The sequence below is a fragment of the Teredinibacter haidensis genome, assembly GCF_014211975.1.
GTDB lineage: Bacteria > Pseudomonadota > Gammaproteobacteria > Pseudomonadales > Cellvibrionaceae > Teredinibacter > Teredinibacter haidensis.
In genome coordinates this window covers 2,090,391-2,107,565 of record NZ_CP060084.1, presented here as the reverse complement: position 1 = coordinate 2,107,565, position 17,175 = coordinate 2,090,391, and the positions used below count along the sequence as shown (strand labels likewise).

General features: G+C 45.3%; 13 protein-coding genes. 7 read left to right on the top strand and 6 right to left on the bottom strand.

Annotation, left to right across the window (positions count from 1 at the left end; all coding sequences use genetic code 11):
- Positions 1 to 149 precede the first annotated feature (149 nt).
- The 3 genes from H5715_RS20530 to H5715_RS08375 all read left to right on the top strand — a co-directional run bounded on the left by H5715_RS20530 (position 150) and on the right by H5715_RS08375 (position 2,908).
- Positions 150 to 401 (top strand): AAA family ATPase, encoded by a 252-nt coding sequence (locus H5715_RS20530; protein ID WP_075185133.1) that lies wholly within the window; start codon positions 150 to 152, stop codon positions 399 to 401.
- 1,826 nt (positions 402 to 2,227) lie between these two features.
- Complete coding sequence (locus H5715_RS08380) at positions 2,228 to 2,587, top strand: IS110 family transposase (protein WP_075185135.1); 360 nt, start codon at positions 2,228 to 2,230, stop codon at positions 2,585 to 2,587.
- A 33-nt stretch (positions 2,588 to 2,620) separates the two neighbouring features.
- A complete protein-coding gene (locus H5715_RS08375; RefSeq protein ID WP_075185136.1) occupies positions 2,621 to 2,908 on the top strand; it encodes a transposase in 288 nt (95 codons plus the stop codon).
- A 285-nt stretch (positions 2,909 to 3,193) separates the two neighbouring features.
- Here H5715_RS08375 and H5715_RS20215 read toward each other — a convergent pair whose 3' ends face one another.
- The 3 genes from H5715_RS20215 to H5715_RS20400 form a co-directional block, all read right to left on the bottom strand.
- Positions 3,194 to 3,547: a peptidoglycan-binding domain-containing protein gene (locus H5715_RS20215; protein ID WP_246434742.1), complete on the bottom strand. Its 354-nt coding sequence runs from the start codon at positions 3,545 to 3,547 to the stop codon at positions 3,194 to 3,196.
- A 96-nt stretch (positions 3,548 to 3,643) separates the two neighbouring features.
- Complete coding sequence (locus H5715_RS08365; protein ID WP_139309754.1) at positions 3,644 to 4,030, bottom strand: hypothetical protein; 387 nt, start codon at positions 4,028 to 4,030, stop codon at positions 3,644 to 3,646.
- A gap of 509 nt (positions 4,031 to 4,539) precedes the next feature.
- Positions 4,540 to 4,668 (bottom strand): hypothetical protein, encoded by a 129-nt coding sequence (locus H5715_RS20400; RefSeq protein WP_281388202.1) that lies wholly within the window; start codon positions 4,666 to 4,668, stop codon positions 4,540 to 4,542.
- Positions 4,669 to 5,095: 427 nt separating this feature from the next.
- Between H5715_RS20400 and H5715_RS08360 the strand changes: the two genes are divergently transcribed.
- Together H5715_RS08360 and H5715_RS08355 are read left to right on the top strand one after the other, a co-directional pair.
- Positions 5,096 to 6,217 carry a LamG domain-containing protein gene (locus H5715_RS08360; RefSeq protein WP_139309755.1) on the top strand — a complete coding sequence of 374 codons (1,122 nt, stop codon included), beginning with the start codon at positions 5,096 to 5,098 and terminating at the stop codon, positions 6,215 to 6,217.
- A 538-nt stretch (positions 6,218 to 6,755) separates the two neighbouring features.
- Positions 6,756 to 8,324, top strand: a complete 1,569-nt coding sequence (locus H5715_RS08355) for a hypothetical protein (RefSeq protein ID WP_075185139.1) — start codon at positions 6,756 to 6,758, stop codon at positions 8,322 to 8,324.
- 486 nt (positions 8,325 to 8,810) lie between these two features.
- Here the strand turns inward: H5715_RS08355 and H5715_RS08350 are convergent, their stop codons facing one another.
- Positions 8,811 to 9,965 carry an NADH:flavin oxidoreductase gene (locus H5715_RS08350; RefSeq protein ID WP_075185140.1) on the bottom strand — a complete coding sequence of 385 codons (1,155 nt, stop codon included), beginning with the start codon at positions 9,963 to 9,965 and terminating at the stop codon, positions 8,811 to 8,813.
- A gap of 106 nt (positions 9,966 to 10,071) precedes the next feature.
- On the opposite strand from H5715_RS08350, the gene H5715_RS08345 reads away from it, so the two are divergent.
- Positions 10,072 to 10,431 (top strand): winged helix-turn-helix transcriptional regulator, encoded by a 360-nt coding sequence (locus tag H5715_RS08345; protein ID WP_075185141.1) that lies wholly within the window; start codon positions 10,072 to 10,074, stop codon positions 10,429 to 10,431.
- A gap of 72 nt (positions 10,432 to 10,503) precedes the next feature.
- On the opposite strand, the gene H5715_RS08340 is transcribed toward H5715_RS08345, so the two are convergent.
- Positions 10,504 to 11,112, bottom strand: coding sequence for a DNA-binding domain-containing protein (locus H5715_RS08340; protein ID WP_075185142.1), 609 nt, complete (start codon positions 11,110 to 11,112; stop codon positions 10,504 to 10,506).
- A gap of 2 nt (positions 11,113 to 11,114) precedes the next feature.
- Positions 11,115 to 12,038: a hypothetical protein gene (locus H5715_RS08335; RefSeq protein ID WP_075185143.1), complete on the bottom strand. Its 924-nt coding sequence runs from the start codon at positions 12,036 to 12,038 to the stop codon at positions 11,115 to 11,117.
- A gap of 619 nt (positions 12,039 to 12,657) precedes the next feature.
- Between H5715_RS08335 and H5715_RS20395 the strand changes: the two genes are divergently transcribed.
- Complete coding sequence (locus H5715_RS20395) at positions 12,658 to 17,043, top strand: PKD domain-containing protein (protein WP_075185145.1); 4,386 nt, start codon at positions 12,658 to 12,660, stop codon at positions 17,041 to 17,043.
- The last annotated feature ends 132 nt before the right edge of the window (positions 17,044 to 17,175 follow it).

The following is a 17,175-nucleotide window of genomic DNA, read 5'->3' as shown; positions in this document are numbered from 1 at the left end:
AGATGAAAAGCCTAACAAGGCTATGTGGCGGACCCAAAAGCTACACATTTTTGTGCTCACTCGCGCAAGCGCTCAAACATTAGCTCAAAAACACTCCGCTTTCGGCGTCCTTTATTGAGGCGTTATGAGTCGGTGCTTACTATGAAAATATGTCCTTACTCCATTTGATAACCCCCCTCAGCAATCTAAATGTGGTAACTGGCGCTAATTCTAGCGGAAAGTCAAACCTGTATAAGTCGCTTCGTTTATTAGCTAAAACAGCCCAAAGAATAGGTCTACATTTTGGGTATGCTATTTCTTTAGGGGTATCAACGCTGTCACACTCTGCTTTTTCATTAGATCCAGAAATTAAAAAGGAATGTATTTGGGCTAGAAACACCTTCCTTCCAGCGAGCTTATGAGTAGGTCGTGAAGGAAGTTTAATAAAAGTGCGTGCTGATCGAAGCAGGGAGGTTGCAACCAGCGACTGATAGCATCAGCCTCTGATGTTTACCTTTCACTTAAGCATCCCGTTTTACCGCGAAAGCCCACATAAAAACTAATGACGTGGGTAATTATCTAGCAAGCCTCCATAGCTCACTTTAATAAATTACTTTGTTGGTGTTGTAACCACAAGTTGAAGGAGGCTTACATGGCTGTGTGTTGCGGAATAGATCTACATTCTAATTACAATTATGTCTGGGTTTTTTGCAATCGTTATCAACGGTTATTTAGCGGCGAAATTGGACGATAACCCTATGCAAGTAATTAAAGGGTTGTCGCCTTTTAGGGGTAACAAACCGTCGTTCGCGATTGAATCAACCTGTAATTTGTACTGGCTTTCCGCTGTAATCATTATCGAGCGGCTTAGTGTAACGCTTATTCATACCGTTGCCGTAAATAAATTCAGCTATGAAAAAATTACTCATGGGAAACTCCGAAAGTACTTATTTGCCCCGTTGACATCGGCTTGCTAATGGGCGACTCTGTTGAATGTGGGGCCTATTTATCGTGCTTATAAACGCTCTCGGCGCAGCAATTTATAATCTGGCACCAAAGGGCACGATAATGGTTCGCGTAGATCATTTTTATTAGAGCTTTCTCGAAAAATGTTATGCCGACCTGTTTGTTTTGCCTGCAGCCGGTTTTTTTATAAAAATAAAATGTAGAATCATACTCCGTCGTAAAATGCTCGACCTTTAATTTTAAATGGTTTAGTTAGCTCCAAATTCTATGTTAAAGAGTCTGGTGGTTGAATGTATCTCCTTTTATTATAGATTTATTTTGTCTGGTAGAATGAAGCTGTTTAAACGTTCGCCCATAAAATCTTTTGTTGTTTTTTTGCCGACTCTGGGATGAGCGGTTACACCGCAAGGGTGAACTGTAGTTTCTTTATTCTGCGGAGCATTAGGGATGTCTCTTTAAAATTAATAATAACTCGGTGTCACTTAACAATGAAATATTTAAATATAGCACTAACCTCTGCGTTACTCTTGGCTCTGCCTTTATCCGCTTCTGCAGATGACTGTTCATGGTCTTATTCCGCTGTAGCTTCAGGGGGCTCAACAGCAAACGTAACATATTACTGCTCTATTGACGGATCGGTTGCAGCGACTAAAACCTCTGTCACTCGAGCCGTCGGTTCCCCTGGCTGTTCTATTTCATTAACAAATGATTTCTATAATTCTGGTACTTGCGATTCACCGAATATCACCACAATTGATCCATGCACGAATTCCGGTGCAGTTTACGGCATCTTCTGGGCGGGCGAGTGGTCAAGCAATATCGATGCTATTCAAAATTTTTGCGGTGCATGTGGATATAACACCGTACCAATTTGGCAGCCCCAAGGTGGTGAGCCACAGCTAAAGGTTACTTGTAATTAAGTTGTATTAATTGATAGTAATTGGGGCCTAGACCCGAATGGCACTTCCTTAGGCTTTTTAGTGTGGCCATTTTTCTGGGCCTTTTCTCTTGCCTACTCTCTTGGAATCGTTCATGGAGAGTAGGCTTTTGATCTTTCCCCTGGCCCCTGGCTCAATACTACTTGGGTGATCTCTCACCTTTCGCTGAGATGTTCGCCGGAAATATTTTTTTCTTCTTAGTTATCTTTGTTGATAATTTTGGAAGGGAAGCACAGCTAGTCCTAGCCCCTTATACTTACCTTTCACTTCAATATTTAATTTACCACTAAAGCACACATTAAAATCAATAACGTTCGCTGCATTAATAGTGCTATTTCTAGTCGTTGGTTTCTTGCGGTCGCGGGCTCTATTTTAGAGAAGAGAATACTGACTCAGGCATCAAAAATATTCTCAGGCGCCTTTCCTATTATAAGGTTGAACGAGTCGTCATGGAGGCTACCGGACGGTACGAGTTTGCCCTCGCTGAAGCTTGTTACGCTAGAGGTCTACCGGTCGTCATCGCCAAACCTATTTCCGTCCGTCGATATGCAGGCGCTATCGATCAACTGGCGAAAACGGACAAGATTGACGCGCAATTGATAGCGGAATACGCGGCTGTATTGAAGCTTAAACCCACACCACAGAAAAGTAAGATCTTTATTATTATCAAAGACTTACTTGCACGAAGACGACAAGTTACGTAGAAGCGCACGCAAGAACCCAACCGGATTAAAATCATGGGGAAGGCTATCGATCCATCGTGCCGACGCATAATTAAGCTGCTAGATAAAGAGGTGGCGTCTCTTGAAAACAAGCTACAAGCGCGGGTGGAGGCTCAGTCCGAGTGGAGCGAGAGAGAAGAGATATTGCTATCCGCCCCTGGCGTAGGAAACACCTTAACGTACAGTATGCTCGCCGACCTTCCAGAAATCGGAACCCTGACAAACAATCAAATCAGCAAGCTTGTTGGCGTAGCCCCGATCAATAGAGGAAGTGGAAAAAATGAGAGGCAAACGCCGCATTAACAGCTACTGAGCGATATACGATAAAATTATAGCCTAGACAGCTAAGTTCGAGAGCTTCCAAAATATCCGGAGACAAGGTTTAGCAATCTCCAATATGTAGATGTCGTTAATTTACCGTCAAGTAAAAAGCCTGGGATTATGCAATACGAGAAAACATTGAAGAAATATCTAGTGGAACACCAAGGGTTAAGATTATAGGTCGTCTATAAGCTACAACTTCGTAAGAGCGCAACATGAAATTTGATTTTTTAACAGAGTTTTCCTGGTTGCCGCCCAACAGCGATATCACCACCTTGTTTGCCGTAATATAAAATCCCACATGATAGCCTGTCGAACTACCTGTATTCGTATCACTGATTCTATTTTCGCGCCAAGTGTAGTAGTTGCATGATAATCCAAAATACGCTGATTATTCGTATTTGCCCCAAGAATTTCCTTAACACCCATTTCAACTTGAGCAATGTCATGCCATGGTGCATTTATTGTCAGCGCTGTAGTATTTTGCCTACTTACCGGGGTCTTGGCATTACCGCTTAACGCACTCCAGGTTTTTAAACCAACAATGCCATCGTTAGTTAACCCTTTCTTCTTTTGAAATATTTTTACCGCAACCACTGTTTTTTTTCCCGAAATGGCCATTATTTTTTATTTTGATGGTAGGATTCAAATAACCGTTCAAGAGAATTTGAAGTTTAATCACATCCGGCCCTTTTGCTGACATCTTAAGCGTTTGCATTATTTCTCCTCTGAATACTTTTCTACAATATGGACATGAGTGGTAATTTTTAAAACTCTCCAACCATCACCTGTATTGTGGAATTGAATGCCGAATAATTGTGCTTCGTCGCCATCTACTTGCTCATTATTTTTCGATTTAAGTATTATTTTTCGATAAGTAGTTACGACCAGATCGTCATCAAGATTTACATAAATCTCTTCCTTTAATAATTCATCTATAGATTTTATAAAACTACCCTTATCAAACACCACTCGTCCCTCACCATCTAGCTCTCCTTCGAGTATAAAAGGAAATCTGGTCAGTTTAGCTAGATGTTCCCAATCGCTCCTATCCACTGCACGGGAAAAATCGTTGTAGAATTCACTGAAATCTCTGTAATTCAATTGGGGCACGTTCGAGGCGTGAGCTAGAACTGAGGTTGTTACAGCACTCCCAGGGTGAGTGGTTGTACTACTGGAATCCTCAGCACAGCTAATCGATATCGCAGAAAATGACAGCAAGAAAACAATTAAGACCCATGAAAATCGTAGAATTATCATAGTTAACCCCTTGTGTAGTGGCATAACGATCGTGTAGGGAAAGTGAATTCACACTAAATTATCCACAGGACATATTTTTTATTTTAGTTACCTGCCATTTAATCAGGTTCCCTTAACATAATCGCGCTTATGTGATTTTCCGTCGCGTTTTTGTGAATATATCAGCATATTTATGCTATTGCGCCGTAACTCTTAATCTGTTCTGTGTTATGTATCAAACTGAATAGACACCATTGCCCTAGCACTTCTCTTTACTTCGTAAAGAGAAGTGACTTAATCCTCTATTCGTATCTATGTTTCCCAAAGCTTTCTCGACAACGGACATTCCATGGCTGTAAAACAGCTTTCCTTTTTTACAATCGACTCGCTTGTGCGTCCATCCACTCGGCGTCTTTTCGTTTAGATTGGTAGAGGTAGGCGTCATTGGGTTCGCTTGAGAAACCTGCGACAGATAGCGTCAGGTCTTGATATTTCTTTTTCACTTGAGCATCCGCTTCTACCCATAGAAGATATTTGATTGACGTCTAACCAGCAATAAGATATCTGAATCCATACCTAACTCTTACAGCGCTCCCATCTGGTGGAACAAGAAACAAGATCTGTTTCTATTAACCCAACCAGATCTGCAATACCAAGCTGCGTTTCATAACGCACAGAAAACGTCAGCCCCCAATATTTACCGTTCACTTAAATATCCCCTTTTACCGTGAAAGCACACATTAAAATCAATAGCTCTGGCTGCATTGATAGGGCTCTTCTAATATTTGGTTACTTGCGGTCGCGGGCTTTATTTAAAGAATGGCGGGGCGGTTTGTTATTCATTTACCTTGGGTGATAACTCTGGCTATTTATGGGCCTTAACCGTACAGTTTGTGGCGTTATACTAACTCATGCCGGAGAATATCTATTATGAAAATTTACTGCTACGCGAGGACGTTGTTCCTCTGTCTTACGATGTTGGCGGCAAGCTCCCTAAGTTTGAGCCAGCCAGATGCCGTTGTTCCTATGGAGGAGGCGTTTTGGTCTGTCGAGGGTGAGGTAAGTTTTATAACGCATAAGGGCGTTGCTGCGATTCGTCTGGATACCAGAAGCAGCCGTGCAGAGTTGAAGGCAATGGATTTTGCTAATGGCACAATTGAATTTGATGTTAAGCCGGTTAATGGTGATTTCACCGGAATCGATTTTAGGAAATCAAAGCAGGGCGATAGCGAAACGTTTTATTTACGCACCTTTGAACCGCACGATTTAAAGTCGCCAACCGCGATTCAGTATGCACCGGTAATAAAAGGGGTGAATCTTTGGAATCTTTACGCAGAGCACCAGGCGCCTGCCTTGATTGTTGGTAATACCTGGAACCATGTGAAGTTGGTGGTATCGGGCAAGCGCTTACTCGTTTTTGTTAATGCTGATGAGCAGCCAAGCCTCGAGGTTACTCATTTGGAGGGGGAGTCGAGTAGCGGCACCATCTCGTTTTACGGTAATGCCATATTTGCGAATCTGCGAGTCGATAGGAATGCGGTCGCGGGCTTAACCGCTAACGCTAGCGACGTTAACACTCGTTCCGACCCACGCTACTTGCGTGCATGGAAAGCAAGTTCGGTTTCTCCGCTTGCCGAAGGCATAGATTTACGGCCTGGCGATATACCGGTTGCGACCGCAACGTGGAAGGCACTACAAGCAGAACAGAAGGGCTTGGTTAACCTTTCCAGATACTACAATTTGCTCGATGGTCGGCATGTGATTTGGTTAAAAACAACGATCAACTCGGATTACGATCAACGCAAGCGCGTGGCCATTGGCTTTAGTGATGAGGTTTGGGTGTTTGCTAACGGAAAATACGCCTTCGTGGATAAAAACCTTTACGGGCAACCGATAATGAAAAAACCAGAAGGCCGAGTGTCGGCAGAAAACGCCAGCTTTGAATTGCCGCTGGTAAAAGGTAGCAATGAAATTGTTATCGGCGTTGCAAATAATTTTTTCGGTTGGGGGTTAATGTTTCGCTTAGATAACCTTGTGGGTGTAACGTTTTAGCCCATCGTAGGCGGGGTTACAATGTATTCTGAGTTTATGCACAAGTTTAGCTTTTGTTCTTGGTCTTTCGTTTGAATGCCTGCTGTCACACGATAGCAGGCATTTGATAAAGACCTAAGCCGCAATAAGATATCTGGATTATTAGTTTATGGTTAGCGCCAATTTGGAAATATTACGGTAAACAACGTTCATAAGTTAGCCATATAAAATTCACAGATGTTCGCTCAACTACTGGTTACATGGGTAAATTGCGGCCAGCGAAAATAAACTTTTCTGCAAGCAGGGAGGTTAACTCGGAATTTCCTTCTTGTTTTATTGCTAGATGAATGTCGGCTGGCGCAACAAAGCGCTTTATGGCCGATAAACTAGGGGAATGTATATTTTTCAAGCGAGACGTAAAAGGTTTTTTTGGCGTAAAAAAGGGCTTAGGTTTGAAAAAATTAAATGGCGCTGAATAAGACTTGCCAAACGTAAAAATCTGGGCGGGTGTGTTAATCTTTCGCGAATATAATATACATATATCAGGGGGGATAGAGTTATGTTTAAAAGCTATTACCGTATTAAAGCGATAAAAGATGGTTTCAGAGTGTTAGTGCTAACATTCTGTGTGTTTCTAGCGGCATGCGGAGGTTCCGGAGATGAAATGGAATCGGATCGGCGCGATAGTGGTGACCGAATCGGTGATGGCTCGACAACGCAATATTTGGTGACAATATCACATTCAAAAATTGAAACATTAGATATATCTAGTAGCGAGCTAACATTTGAATTGTCGGTTGAAGGTATTAGTAGCTCTACGGACTTGAACTGTTTTTGGCAGCCAGAAAAAGGAAAGAATGAAGACCAGGCTATAGAGTTTCCATGCTCGAGTGGCGAGGTGAATACAGCTTTATTCACGACGCCTGAAGCCAATAGCTATATTGGCCAGTTGGGCGTTTTTTTACCCGACAGCGTGTTTATATCTTCAATAAGCTACACGGTAGAAGATGACACAAATAAGGCCGTTCTTTTGGATGTTAGCGATCAGTTTGACGTAAATGTAACGGATAAATTTTATGTTTTTAAGATTAACGATTATTCAGAACCACTTACTTTTTTCCCCAAAAATCTTGATCTAGAATCTAATCCTGGAGTTGCTTCTGTGCAGAGACGAGATTTAATAGGTGATGTTCTTGAAATATTCCTTAATTTAAGCGTTACTGATTGGGTGTCGGAAGATCAATTAGTTTTTTCAAGTCGTTTTTCGTTAGATGTGGATGCAACCGAATTATTTGAGCAGGCAAAAAATATTGGTTTCTACGAGTACAAAGAAATTAGCGTTCTACCGCCAATAGTAACGTTCGAAAGGCGGTATCTTACTGATATACCTGAAGGGAAAATTGTTCTTCAGTGTGAGGGTCTCACATTGGAAGTTGATTCTTCGCCGATTACACTGTTTGACTGTTCAGTTTCAAATGAAGATTCACCGGAAGAAAAACAGACGGTTAATCTAGTTGCTAATGCGACTATCGAAAATGTCATGTTTGACCCCAAGGCGCTGACTGACAATAGCTCTATAAAAGGAAACTTTTCTATTGAATTTACGCTGCCGGGGACAAAGCGTTTTGATTCTCTGGCTGAGTCGGATAATGTAGATTTGTCTTCACTTTTTCAAATATATTTCTTGTGGCCTCAAGCGGAACAGCATGTAATGGAGAGCGAAGTTACTTTCGTGTGGGAAGGTATATTGTCTACATTAGAACAAAAAGTACAAAGCAAACGGTATCAATGGAATGACGCAGTTATGGCTCTATTTGTGGAAGAGCTGTTAAGCGAAAAATTTGTTTCAGTAATGGGCGGTATGGAAGTTTCAGGTGCTTTAAAGACAGAAATAGAGACTCACATAAAGCAAGAATTGTTTGTGTCCGTTTATTCACGAAACAAACCTGAAGATTTTCTTTTCTTTGTTCCGCGGTTGCGTTTTGAAAATACAGAAAGCGTCAGAACAGAGGAGAAAACCGTTAGATATTTTTATTCATCTGAACCGATCATCTCAGAGTTGGATCTGACTTGTATGGGGGCGCCAGACGTACTCAATAACGTTTATAGAAAGGACAATTGCGAATAGTATTTTTTCGCTTGGATATTTTCAATCGAGGTCGGCATAAAAATGTGGACGTAACGTTTTAGCCCATCATGAGCGGTGCTACGACGTATCCTGAGTTTATGCACAAGTTTAGCTTTTGGTCTTGGCCTTTCGCTTGAATGCTTGCTGTCGCGCGATAGCAGGCATTCGATAAAGACCTAAGCCGCAAAAGATATCTAACTTTTGTCTAAGGCCTACACCACCATCCGATACAGCCCCCAAGCATGCCCTCTACGGTGAAAAGAAAACGCGATCTGTTTGGTTTGATTCTATCGGCTCTGTAAAACCGCATCGGCAAGAAGTACTAAGGCGCTGACCGCTAGGGTTCACAGCGCCTTACATTCCTCGACATGTAAAATAGCCTGACCACGGCTTCCATAGTATCTGTGCGAGCTTCAAGCGGCTTGATATAGTCCACTAGCGGCCAAGGTAAAATGCAGGGCTTAATGCCTGCTCACCGGCTCACGCTTAAATAAGTTTTCCCAAATCAGATGGATCAAAACCCATCAGCTTATCGTTGTCTCCACGCCTCACTTTCTCTACCCATAGAGGGTCGCTCAATAAGGCACGTCCAACGGCAATCAGATCAAACTCTTCGCGCTCTAAACGCTGAACTAAGTTCTCTAAGCCCCGGCTTTCTGAGCTTTCACCACCAAAGGCTGCCAAGAACTCACCACTCAAACCTACCGAACCCACACTCACGGTTGTTTTACCCGTTAACTTTTTCGCCCACCCTGCAAAATTTAACCCTTGAGCGCCATCGATATCCGCAAACTCTGGCTCCCAAAAACGCCGTTGTGAGCAGTGAAATACATCTACGCCAGCTTCCGCCATCGGGCTAAGCCAGGCCTCCATCTCTTGGGGTGTTGACGCTAGCTTGGCGGTGTAATCCTGTTGCTTCCACTGGCTTAAGCGCAAAAAGATTGGAAAGTCAGGCCCTACGGCTTTTCGTACGGCTTTAATCACTTCGATGGCAAAGCGAGAACGTTCTGGCAGGCTGTTACCAGACCAGGAATCCGCGCGTATATTGGTCGCTTGCCAAAAGAATTGATCGATCAGGTATCCGTGAGCAGCGTGTAATTCCAAAAGGTCAAAACCCACGCTTTTTGCATTGACGGCAGCCTGCGCGTAAGCCGTTATCGCATCAGCGATATCGGACTCGCTCATGGCAACGCCCCTAGGGGTGTCAGGACCTATGAGCCCAGAAGGGCTTTCAACGTCGACATCGGGTTTCCATTCACTCATACCCGGTACCGAGCCTACATGCCAGATTTGCGGCCCCATGTGGCCGCCCGCAGTATGGACCTCGTCAACGACACCCTTCCAGCCAGACAGTGCAGATTCACCGAAAAGGAACGGAATGGCGGGTTCATTGCGTGAACCTGGGCGGTCAATAACCGTACCCTCGGACAAAATGAGCCCAACGCCACCTTCGGCGCGCCGCCGATAGTAGTCCGCATTCGATTGGTTTGGTATGCCATCTGGTGCCATATTGCGGGTCATTGGCGCCATAACAATACGGTTTTTTAGCTCTAGCGATTTAATTTTTACCGGCTGGAACAAGACGCTCGTATCTAACGATTGCTTGGTGTCTGACTGGCTTGTGTTTACGTTAGCTGACATTTATTTACCTTTCGTATTGGGGATGAAACGGAACGTAAGGTATCATCTATATACCTAGTGTCAATAAAGCACTTTTAATTCACTAAGTATCCTTTAGGTAACCACTGTGAAAGCGAGCCAACATTTTTCTGTCAATTGCCCCTGTCGTGTATTGTTCTCGGAGATTGCCGACAAATGGTCAATGATGATCATGTCAGTTCTAGAGGAGCAACCTAGACGCTTTAATGATATTAAGAGACGTTTAGAGGGCGTCTCTCAGAAATCCTTGACACAAACGCTGCGTAAGCTCGAGCGTAACGGGCTTGTACTACGAGACGTGAAGGACACTTCACCAATATCTGTCGAGTATTCAATGAGTGATCTTGGCGTTTCGTTACTGCCGTCTTTTAAAGCGATTTATAAATGGACGGTGGACAATTACAACGATGTACAAAAGGCTAGACAATATTTCGATTCCCGGCAATAACGCCAGACGTTTTTTGGAATTGGGTCAACCCCCTGTACGGACGGCTCATTTGCCTCCAGGAAGGGGTGGCTACTATCGGTATACCCCCGGAAATGTCTCCCGTTCTTTTCTGTCGTATTCTTCCAGTAATTGCTCAGCTTTTCTCTTTAGGTCTTCTGGGCTGATGCTCTTTCCCGCTTCTACGGATGAATCAATCCATTCAAGCAAGGAGCGTCTCACGCTTCCTGTATTTTCAATACAGTAGGTGGGGTAGCGTACCCAAACGGCTGGGCTCATTAACGCTGGCGACGTATAGGAAACACAGGAAGAGTACCCTTTGGCCTCCATATAATGTGAAATGGCAAAGCCATAGGGGATACGAAAAACAATAGCGGCGAGTGCAAAAATGGTCGCTACTTTTACGCAGCGCTGTATCCGTATCTCGGTTGCTTTTTGGGTTAGCCGTAACAGCAGTGCGTAAATTAAGGCGAGAAAACAAGGCAAGCTTATAAAGGCGGGAATATCCCAGCTGGAAGCGGCCACATAAATATTGCTGCTGTTAAGCCGGGCAATATTTTCTAGCAGGCTACTACCTGGCAATACCACAATAATAAATACCGTTGCGCTCAGGGCCAAACTATAAAAAATTAGCATTAATTGCGCTTTAAAGCCTACAGCGGTCGATTGCACTTCGCCTTCCATATCTATTGTCTGAAATAGGGCACGCCGAAAAGCGCATGCATAAAACCTATTGGGTCTTCTTCGGCATAGCTGAGGCCTCTGTAAACTTCGTTACGTATTTTCTGTATATTGGAAACCATTCTGGATTCGGCTTGTTTTAGCATTGTTGCGAGTTTTTCCGTCAGTCCAAAGTGTGAGTTCACTGCGTTTAAAGCGAGCGTTATGCCTGCGCCGACCACGACAACCAGAGCGATTGGGCCAATGGCCGCCATTGCAGTTGCCCCGACAATTGTTGATACAACGCCCCAGGCGATAGAGGCACCAGCGACTGCTGAGGCAACGTCTATACTAACCCCTGCAACGAAATCGTGCCATGTTGCGCGGTCATTCACCAGTTGCTCGAGAGCATGAAAAGCCACGGAAAATATGATGGAGATAACGATGCCGCCTTTGATCGCTTTCGCTACACCCAGTTTACCAATCCCCATGCTGACGACTTTTGGATTGTTAGCAAGATAGCGTGTGCTGTTAAGTTGCGATCTCAACCCTGGATAGCCCTTTAAAACTACGTATGCACGACCCGCATGTGTATTGACGCGATATTTAGAAAGAATGTGCCCGCCTTTGTACATTTCCGTCGCTAGAACTACGAGTGTTTTGGTATCGGACAAGACGGGTAAAAAAGAACCTGCATTTTTTATTCTTTCTTTTTGTCGTAGCCAATCTTGCTTTGCGCTTTGGCTGATTTCGGTTGAATCAATGATAAGGCTATTCATCCACTCGGTGATTTGTTCAATGGTTTGCCCTGTACGTTTTTTTTGAAGAATTACATATTCAAGAAATTCATCGGGCATCATAACCACAAGGGTATGTTCATTTTGCTTGAGAGCTAACGCCAATTGCTGCGTAGAGGGGTCCGTTTTAGTTGTACGTACATTATTATTCATAGCGGAGCTATACCTTATTTTGGATTTCCCTCGGTTCGCTAATTTTATTTTCTGTAACGTATTCCTACGCTCCGGCGAGGGAATGCGCTCGGGGTAGGGTTGTATGATTTAGACGTTGCCACGCTGAATAGTGGCCTTCTTGTAGGTTACAATGAAACCCACAGCGTATTTTACGGCGATCTGCCTTATCTATATGTGATATTGCTCTGGTTTATGGCTGTTACAGCGGAAGGTGCCGCGCTAGTGGGGGCGGATCTTCGTAGCTGCGGCAAAAGAGTCTGTGGCTGATCCTAAACTGAGCAGCCTCAAAGCAGCTCGCCTGCGCAAATGTTGTTGTTTAAAGTGATTTACCTGGGCTGTGTAGCGTTTTAGCTATTTTTACGCGGGTAGTCTTTAAAAGGCCATTCGATGAATGGGTGATTATCTTGTTAATATTCACGTGGCTCGCGCTAGGCGTTTAAGCTGCATTTGTACTCGATTATTCACAGTGCTACAGTTTTGTAACAATAACGTCTTAACTATTGCATATGCTGAGCGGTTACAATGCCCGCCGCTTTAAGCTAAACCGCATTAAATTCCCACTTTTTCTGTTTTGAGTAAGCTCGTTTAAGGATGATCTATGTTTCGGAGTACCCTCGCTGTCTGTTTTCTGTTGTTGTGTTCTAGCTTCACTTATGCTGCTGATCTTACCCCATTATTTAACAATACTCCCTTTCATAAAAATTTGAATGATGAGCCTTTTAGCCAGTCAATCACCTTAGCGAACACACTGCAAAATACAGAGTTACTGCGTTCGCTAGAGCGAGTTCTCGAGCTTGGCGATAACACTCGCCTGGTGTTAGAAAGTGAAAAAGCGGTTGGGCGCTACCGGGCGCTTCGTTTTTCGGTGCGCTATCAATCGGTACCGGTGCTGGATATGTCGCCGGTGATTTTGATGGAGGGGGAGCATCAGCCGGTGCAAAGTTATGGGTACCTACCGACTAAACTTGAAGACGAGTTGGGTACGTTAACGTTGCTGACAGAAGCGGAACAGCAAGCTCGGCTAAATGCCTATTTGAGCGGGTTTCAAGCCGCGCAAGCTACGGCGCGCGTTATTATTCGGTCTAGCGTGACGCCGGTTATTTTTCTGGACGAGAATCAGCGTGCCCACTACGCGCTTGCGTTGGAAATATTTTCCGATATTTTATCCCGGAACAATGATCCGCAATCGGTACGTATTATTCTCGATGTAAACACCCAAACGGTTCTGGCACAACACGATATGCTCCAGCACCTATCCATTGGCGGCGGCGGGCCTTCAGGTAATGCCAGAGCGCCAGCGAATGATTACCAGCCGGAAGATGCTAATTTAAGCCCACCCGCGACCTTTATTGTCGACCGCGTTGTGTCTGATGAAGGCGCATTGTGCTATTTCGATGCACAAAATGTAGAAACGCGCAGCGCAGAACACGAGTCAGATGTGGGTGGCCTTATGGCTTCGCCGTTTGTTTACGACTGTACAATATCGTCTATTAATAACTACAAAAGCATTAATACGGCGAAATCCCCTCTCAACGATGCGCACTATAGGGGGCAAGTTAGCTCGCGTATGTTTGAGCAATACCTAGGGCAAAAACCTTTCTTCGATAACCCCATTGTGCAATACGTGCATTACGGAAAATCGTTCGATAATGCATTTTACGAGGGCGGCACCGTGTATTTTGGAGACGGTGGAGGAGAATTTTATCCGCTGGTTTCTCTCAATACCATAGCCCACGAAATTGCGCACGGCTTTACCGCTGGCCACGGTGCTGATGGTGGACAAAAGTATATGAGAACAGGCGAGGCTATCGCCATTAACGAGGCCTTTTCCGATATGGCTGGCGAAGCGGCCGAATATTTTCTTACCGGCAGTACCGACTGGCTGGTCGGTGCAGATAGCTGGCCAAAAGAGGGTGCCGTGCGCTATATGCAGACGCCCACACGGGATGGAAAATCTGTTGATCACATTAGTCAGTACAACGCAGGGCTAGATGGCCATTACGGCTCTGGTATTTTTAACAAAGCTTTTTTTACGCTCGCCACTAATGGCATGGAGCCGGGTGCGCCCTGGAACATTCAATATGCTTTTTATGCCTTTGCCAATGCCAACCAGGCTTGTTGGTTGGCGAACAGTATCTTTATGGATGCCGCTGATTGCGTTATGAGACAGGCTTCGGCGGTTGCGATGCGTTTACAAAGCGACGGTGTGAAAACAAGTACGGGCCAATACTGGAGTGAAGCGGAATTAGCCAATCACATACGCAAAGCGTTTGCCGTGGTTGGGCTTATATTGCATCTCGATCAGGGTGTAGAAAGCGAGTTTAGCTCCGAGAAAAAATTTCTAACGGTTAACTTCACAAATTTTTCGCGTGCAGAGGGCGTAGCGCTCACAGAGGCTCAGCTCGATGGCGGTTGGAGCACAGAATGGAATTTTGGCGACGGCAGTGCCAGCGCGACCACATTCAATGCAGCGCACACGTATAGTGAAAGCGGTGAGTACACCGTTACCCTTACGGTTACATCACCCAATGGCGAATCGGATAATTTTCTCGAAACCCTATCGGTGGCGGATGACTACTGCCACGTAGGCGGTGAGGTGGATGAACTCTTCACCATTCGCATGCTCGGGATTAACGGTTTACTGATTGAAACCGAGCCGGGAATCTACAGTGACAATACCCAACACCCGGTATTGATCCCCGCCGATCAGCCGCTTAGTTACACCCTGTTGCTGGGGCCGGTAACGCAAACCGCGGAAACGAGCCGCGTGGTCGGCGTATGGCTCGACAGCAATAGTGATGGTGTCTTCACCGACGAAGAACGTCTTAGCCTGGTCGGCACGGAATGGCAAAGTCAGAAAAATACGGATTTTATTGGCAGGGCAGGTGAAACCTACCGTCTGCGTGTTGTTAGCAGTGCCGATGGGTTGCCAGATTCGCCCTGTGGCGAGGTGGAAGAGACTGCGGTCGCCGACTTTAGCCTTATCTGGAACAGTGCGGTAGCCAATCAGTTTGACTGGCTGCACCAGTTACAGCTCAATCAGGTGGTGTTTTCTTCCACCACCAACGACACGCGCATTGCCAGTTATCACTGGGATTTTGGCGACGGTACTACCAGCAGTGATCCCGAGCCTAGCCATAGTTTTAACCTGAGCGGTAACTATGAGGTAAACCTGACGGTAAAAGATGCCAAGGGAGAGCCGCTCTACAACCAAACGAAAACCGTTGCATACAGCACACATACCGAGCCGAGATTTTACCATCAGGCAAACGACCACACGATTACCTTTTCAAATAATCAAAGTATTTACCCTGAAAACTCGACATTCTTGTGGGATTTTGGCGATGGCAGCACCAGCAACGAAGAAATGCCAGCACACACTTATGCTGAGCTGGGCAGCTACATCGTAACACTCACCATTAGCAACCCCGACAACCCGCAAGGTATCACCGATAGCTCTGCGGTAACCGTGAGAGAAAGTGTTTCGGCCCCTTCCTTTAAGGCTAAAGTTCTGCGTCGGCACGAGAATACCTACAGTGTTGAGTTTGGTTTTAGTCTGGGCCGTACGCCCAAAGACAAGCACTCGGGCCAGTGGGAAATACTCTGGCAGTTTGGCGATGGCGAACAAAGTGAATCGCAGCCCAATTACACATCCCAAAAAATATTGCACACCTACAACGCCCCCGGCGAATACACCGTTAACCTCACTTTCCGCTATCGCCAGCGTACGGGTAGTGGTGAACTCGATTGGGTATGGGCAAGCGAATTATCTACCCTGGAGGTGGTGCTGGAGGCCGCAGACACCAGTGCGTATTGCGAAGCGCAAGGCGATACGATGTTTGAATCGGTGCGCGTTGTCGAAATTAATGGTCAGCGCTTTGAAACGGGTAACGAAGGCGGTTTGATTAACCCCGATAATCCGATTTTGATAAAACCCGAAAACAACCACTACTATATCGAAGCGGCTTATGAGGCAGAAACAGCGGCCGAACGTTATTATTTGTGGTTGGATGCCAACCGCGACTACTGGTTTGGCAGTGAAACACAGGATGAAGCATCACCGGAACGGCTGCTGAACCGACTGGATTTTCTGGACTATGAAAGCGGGCGTGGATATATCGAAGGTTTTTTTAACGCACCACTAACCGATACAACGCCGGGCTCTTATTTTTCGAACATGCGGCTGCTGCAGCAATATGAATTCGTTTTCAGTTACACGCTTTCACCTTGCCATAATTATTTGTCGTCTGGCTATGATTCTGGAGAGGTAGAAGATTACCGTGTTAAGTGGGTGGTGCCCGCGAATGCAGATATTTCCTACACTCTTAGCGAAAAAACACTCAGCATCAGTAACGGTACCCAGGCAGGTGCTTCGCCCGCGTGGGTCTGGGATTTTGGCGATGGCAATACCAGTGCGGAACAAAACCCGGTACACGAATACACTAGCGCTGGAGACTATCTGGTTTCGCTGAAAGTTAACAGCGATGCTGGCGACACCCTTGCGCAATGGCAAACAGCCATTACACTTTCTGCAGATACCAGCGTAGCGACAAACCCGCAGCTATCCGTTTCGCTTAATGACAATATACTCAGTTTTGATACTGCGGCCAGTACCTATCCGGCAGACTCTACCCTATTGATCGACTTCGGCGACGGTGATACCAGCGCACTGGCTAGCGGTACTCATACCTATAACACCGCAGGAACCTATACCGTTACCATCACCATCAGCAACGCAGCGCATCCTGAAGGCTCCTCCAGCCAACAAAGTATTACGGTTACCCTGCCTGCCGAGCCTGAAGAACCAGAACCGGAAGAGCCAGAACCGCAAGAGCCAGAACCGGAAGAGCCAGAACCGGAAGAGCCCGAGCCAGGCATCGAAAGGAAAAAGAGCGGTGGTGGCGGTAGCGTTAATTTGTTTGGTGTGTTTTTACTGACCACGCTCTATTGCCTAAGGCGCAGACGAAAAAGCCCAACGGTATAAATATATCGGTATAGCTTGGCAAACAAAAACAGGAGCTTGAAGAATTGTAATTAAATAGGCCGTGGTGTTTAGCGGCCAATAAAGAAAAAGGGCTCCAGTGAGGAGCCCTTTTTTTGTTACTCAGCGAGAGTG

Coding starts and splice junctions, on each gene's coding strand:
- H5715_RS20530 (WP_075185133.1), top strand. CDS start 150: ATGTCCTTACTCCATTTGATAACCCCCCTCAGCAATCTAAATGTGGTA.
- H5715_RS08375 (WP_075185136.1), top strand. CDS start 2,621: ATGGGGAAGGCTATCGATCCATCGTGCCGACGCATAATTAAGCTGCTA.
- H5715_RS20215 (WP_246434742.1), bottom strand. CDS start 3,547: ATGGCCATTTCGGGAAAAAAAACAGTGGTTGCGGTAAAAATATTTCAA.
- H5715_RS08360 (WP_139309755.1), top strand. CDS start 5,096: ATGAAAATTTACTGCTACGCGAGGACGTTGTTCCTCTGTCTTACGATG.
- H5715_RS08355 (WP_075185139.1), top strand. CDS start 6,756: ATGTTTAAAAGCTATTACCGTATTAAAGCGATAAAAGATGGTTTCAGA.
- H5715_RS08350 (WP_075185140.1), bottom strand. CDS start 9,965: ATGTCAGCTAACGTAAACACAAGCCAGTCAGACACCAAGCAATCGTTA.
- H5715_RS08340 (WP_075185142.1), bottom strand. CDS start 11,112: ATGGAAGGCGAAGTGCAATCGACCGCTGTAGGCTTTAAAGCGCAATTA.
- H5715_RS08335 (WP_075185143.1), bottom strand. CDS start 12,038: ATGAATAATAATGTACGTACAACTAAAACGGACCCCTCTACGCAGCAA.
- H5715_RS20395 (WP_075185145.1), top strand. CDS start 12,658: ATGTTTCGGAGTACCCTCGCTGTCTGTTTTCTGTTGTTGTGTTCTAGC.